The organism is uncultured Campylobacter sp., assembly GCF_938045465.1.
Lineage (GTDB): Bacteria > Campylobacterota > Campylobacteria > Campylobacterales > Campylobacteraceae > Campylobacter_B.
On the sequence record NZ_CALIBF010000172.1, the window covers coordinates 1 to 3,517 of the forward strand.

General features: G+C 44.9%; 4 protein-coding genes. 1 reads left to right on the forward strand and 3 read right to left on the reverse strand.

Translation table 11 applies throughout. The features are described 5' to 3' along the window. From Q0413_RS08335 to Q0413_RS08345, 3 genes are all read right to left on the reverse strand, one after another. Positions 1 to 533: hypothetical protein (locus Q0413_RS08335; protein WP_298988508.1), on the reverse strand; the 533-nt coding region annotated here is incomplete at its 3' end. A 133-nt stretch (positions 534 to 666) separates the two neighbouring features. Beyond that, entirely contained in the window at positions 667 to 1,485 is an 819-nt protein-coding gene (locus Q0413_RS08340; RefSeq protein WP_298988509.1) for a cache domain-containing protein, read from the reverse strand. Then, positions 1,482 to 1,853, reverse strand: coding sequence for an HIT family protein (locus tag Q0413_RS08345; RefSeq protein ID WP_297881567.1), 372 nt, complete (start codon positions 1,851 to 1,853; stop codon positions 1,482 to 1,484). The genes Q0413_RS08340 and Q0413_RS08345 overlap by 4 nt, the downstream gene beginning before the upstream one ends. A 162-nt stretch (positions 1,854 to 2,015) precedes the next feature. Between Q0413_RS08345 and Q0413_RS08350 the strand changes: the two genes are divergently transcribed. Further along, complete coding sequence (locus Q0413_RS08350) at positions 2,016 to 3,224, forward strand: MFS transporter (protein ID WP_298988510.1); 1,209 nt, start codon at positions 2,016 to 2,018, stop codon at positions 3,222 to 3,224. Positions 3,225 to 3,517 lie beyond the last annotated feature (293 nt).

The following is a 3,517-nucleotide window of genomic DNA, read 5'->3' on the forward strand; positions in this document are numbered from 1 at the left end:
ATAGGCTCTTCGAAGCCAGCCATTCTATTATTTAAATTTATCTTTAGCTTCTCCGCGATATCTACGGGCTTTATTTGAAATTTCTCGACAAAGATATTTCTATATGGCCAAGCGGCTTGATTTTTACTTTTTTCTATCTCATACTCTTTGGATAGAACTTCCAGCCAATCATCGTTATTAAATTTATCCGTCTCATAAAAGCCTACCTTAACGGCAAATTCTCCATTGCCGTAGTTGCAAGTCTTGCTGCCGTATACATAGTAGCATTTGTCGGTAACGACGGCTTGAAACAGCATACGTCTATTTAAAAGATCTAAAATTCCGCGCTTAAATCGCTCCTCTTTGGGTAAAATTCTATCCTCTTTTAAACAATACCCCTGTTGATATTTGTTATAGCCAAAGATAGAAACGACAGCAAAACCTCGTGAAGTGGAATAATCGGGGATGATGCGGATAAATGCGGCGCAGAGTATCGCCGTCAGAAGCAGCACGCCAGCTATTGCTTTAAATTTAACGGATTTATAAAATTTCATACCGACGCTCCTTTTAAAATTTAAAATTTCAGCGCAAATTTCCGCGATCTTGCGATTAAATTTAAAACGCTCGCTCGCCGCGTCGCCGCGACAAGGCAAACAAGCCACGGTCGCCTAAATTTAAATCCCGCCGCTAGCCTTCGCGGTGCAGAATTATATAGCCCAGCTTCGTGCCGTTTTCGTCCGAAAACGCCCGCACGTAAAAATAATGCCCGTCCTTTTTGATAAAGCTCTGCGCCCCAAAATCAAGCGTCGCCAAAATCGACAAAACGTCGTAATCCGGCGCGCTGTTTACGACGATAAAGTCCTTGATAACGCCTATTTTATCGTAGAAGCAGTCGGTCTCGAACCTCTTATCTACGAGGATAAAAATATCGTTTCCCATGCGGTTGATCTGCGCGATGACGTGCTCGAAATCGAGCATTATCTCGGCGCTTCCGATAAATTTACCGTCGCTAAAAACGGGCGAAATTCCGCGCATAAAAACCCCGCACCGCCCCATCTCGACGAGCGCTTTGGGAAGCAGACTATGGCGAATCTGCAAAAGCGAATGGCGAAACGAGCTCAGATCGTCGTTGTAAAATTCGTCGCTCCAGCTCCTAGCCAGGCTTCTGATGTTTTGCGTGTGAAAATGTATTTTCACGCCCGTGTAAAAGGGCACTGCACTCAAAATGTCTTTGTATTTTTTCGTCACGTCCATGCACTCGCCGTGTTTGCCGCTCTCGAAACAGCGCACCACGTCGCTGTTCTGCGACAAAATCAGCGAGATCGCAAAGGCGTTTAGCTTCTCTTCGTCCACGATCTTTTCAAAAAGACTCGCGCTGAAATCGAACTGCTGCTTGATTTTTATCTCGTTTTCCTCGCTTTTAAAGCGCAGGTAAAACGCAAAGGTGGCGACGCAGCAAGCAAGCGCGAAAAGGCTTAGGTATTTTTTTGAGCGCGCACCTATCATCTAAATTCCATCTTTAAATTTGCCGCTAAAATCTCTGCAAATTCGCTAAATTCCGGCAGATCGAGCTTGCCGTTTCGCATCTTTTTTCCCCAGACGGACTCCGGGAAAAAGCTGTCGTTTTTAAAGCGCGCTTGGACGTGAAAATGCACGCGCGGCACGTAGTTGGCGAAGCTTGCGATGTTGATCTTATCGGGCGCGTAAAACTCCCGCAGGCTCTTTTCACACTGAAGCACGGCGCGCCACAGATGCGCCAACGTCGCCTCGTCGCAGTCGCTAAGCTCTTTAAATTTCGCCTTCGTAAAGACCTTCACCCACGGCACTTCGTGCTCCTCGCGCTCCACGTAAATCATCTCGTCTTCGTAAATCATCGCTTCTCCTTGAAAATGGAATTTTAATGCAAAGCCCATTAAAGCTCGGTAAATTCCTCTTACATAAATAATATACTAAAATACATTAATTAAATATATCTATAAAATCTCGATATATTCGTAATTTTTATGTTATAATTCTGCCTTTTAAAAGGAATATATATGAAATCAGTTTGGGTAATGATCCTATGCGCCGCGGCGATTTTGATGATTACGATGGGCATTCGTATGTCATTAGGTCTTTTCGTGCAGCCCATAATGCAAGCAAATTCCCTATCCATCGCACAAGTAAGCTTTGCGATGGCAACTACGCAGCTGGTATGGGGCTTTTCGCAACCGCTTAGCGGGATACTTGCAGACAAGCTCGGTGCCTACGTCGTGCTGTTTTGGGGCAGCGTGCTTTTGGCGATTAGCTGCGCTCTTGTGCCATTATTTAGTAGTGAAAGTGCGCTTGTATTAACGATGGGTTTTGGGCTTGCACTGGGGCTTGGCGCGGGTAGTTTTCCGATTCTAATGAGCCTAATGGCAAAGCGCCTGCCATTTTCTATCCGCTCGGTTGCTAGCGGAGTGTTAAATGCAGGCGGCTCGTTCGGGCAGTTTTTATTTGCGCCGATGATTGGGTTTTGTATCGCAACGCCTGCTTTGGGATACGGCGGCGCATTTTTTACGCTCGCAGGGCTTAGCTTGCTAATTCTGCCGCTTGCAAGACTTTTGGCAGGCGGTAAAATTCTACTTGGCGAACAAACCAGCCTGCATGAAGAAGATAAGCGCAGCTTAGGCGAAGTGCTGCGTTTAGCGCTGCGCGATAAAAGCTATATTTTGATAAATTTAAGCTTTGCTACGTGCGGTTTTCACGTAGCGTTTTTAGTGACGCATCTGCCTAGTGAAGTAGCACTAAGCGGGCATGGCGCGCAGGTAGCGTCCTTTTCGCTCGCACTGATTGGTATCGCTAACATCGTAGGCAGCTTATTCGTAGGCTGGTGTGTTTCCAAAGTGCGCTGTAAAGTCATTTTATTTTGCATATATGCTCTGCGTATCGCTCTTATTGGTGCTTATGTGCTCTCGCCCAAAGATAGTCTTACGTTTTATATCTTCAGCGTGGGATTAGGATTTACCTGGCTAGCGACCGTACCGCCTACTGCGGCTGCCGTAGGTAAGCTATTAGGGACGCGATATTTAGCAAGCCTATTTGGATTTACGATGCTTTCGCATCAAATCGGCGGATTTTTTGGCGCATATATCGGGGGTCTCGCGGTACGGGCATACGGCGCGTATGATTATATGTGGTATTTGGATATGACGCTAGCAGCTATTGCAGCTCTGCTAAGCCTGCCTGTGCGTGAAGCTAAGATGAAGCACGTGAAATTTTAAAAATTTTATGGGATTTTGAAATTTACGGACGGAATTTTCGCGAAATTTTGCAAGCTAAATTACGACAGAATTTTGAAAATTTTAAAATTTATCGGATTTTATGTTTCGCACGATAAAATTTCACTTTAGCTTTAAAATTCCGCTACGATAAAATGCAAAATCCGCTTATACTTTCAAATTTAGCCGAGAGGGGCTTTTAAATTTTATAGAATTTTGAAATTTTAAAATTTCGGCTCGCGCAGCATTTTAAGGGCCGGCGCGAGAGCGCCTGCAAAAACCATAAATTTTTCAAA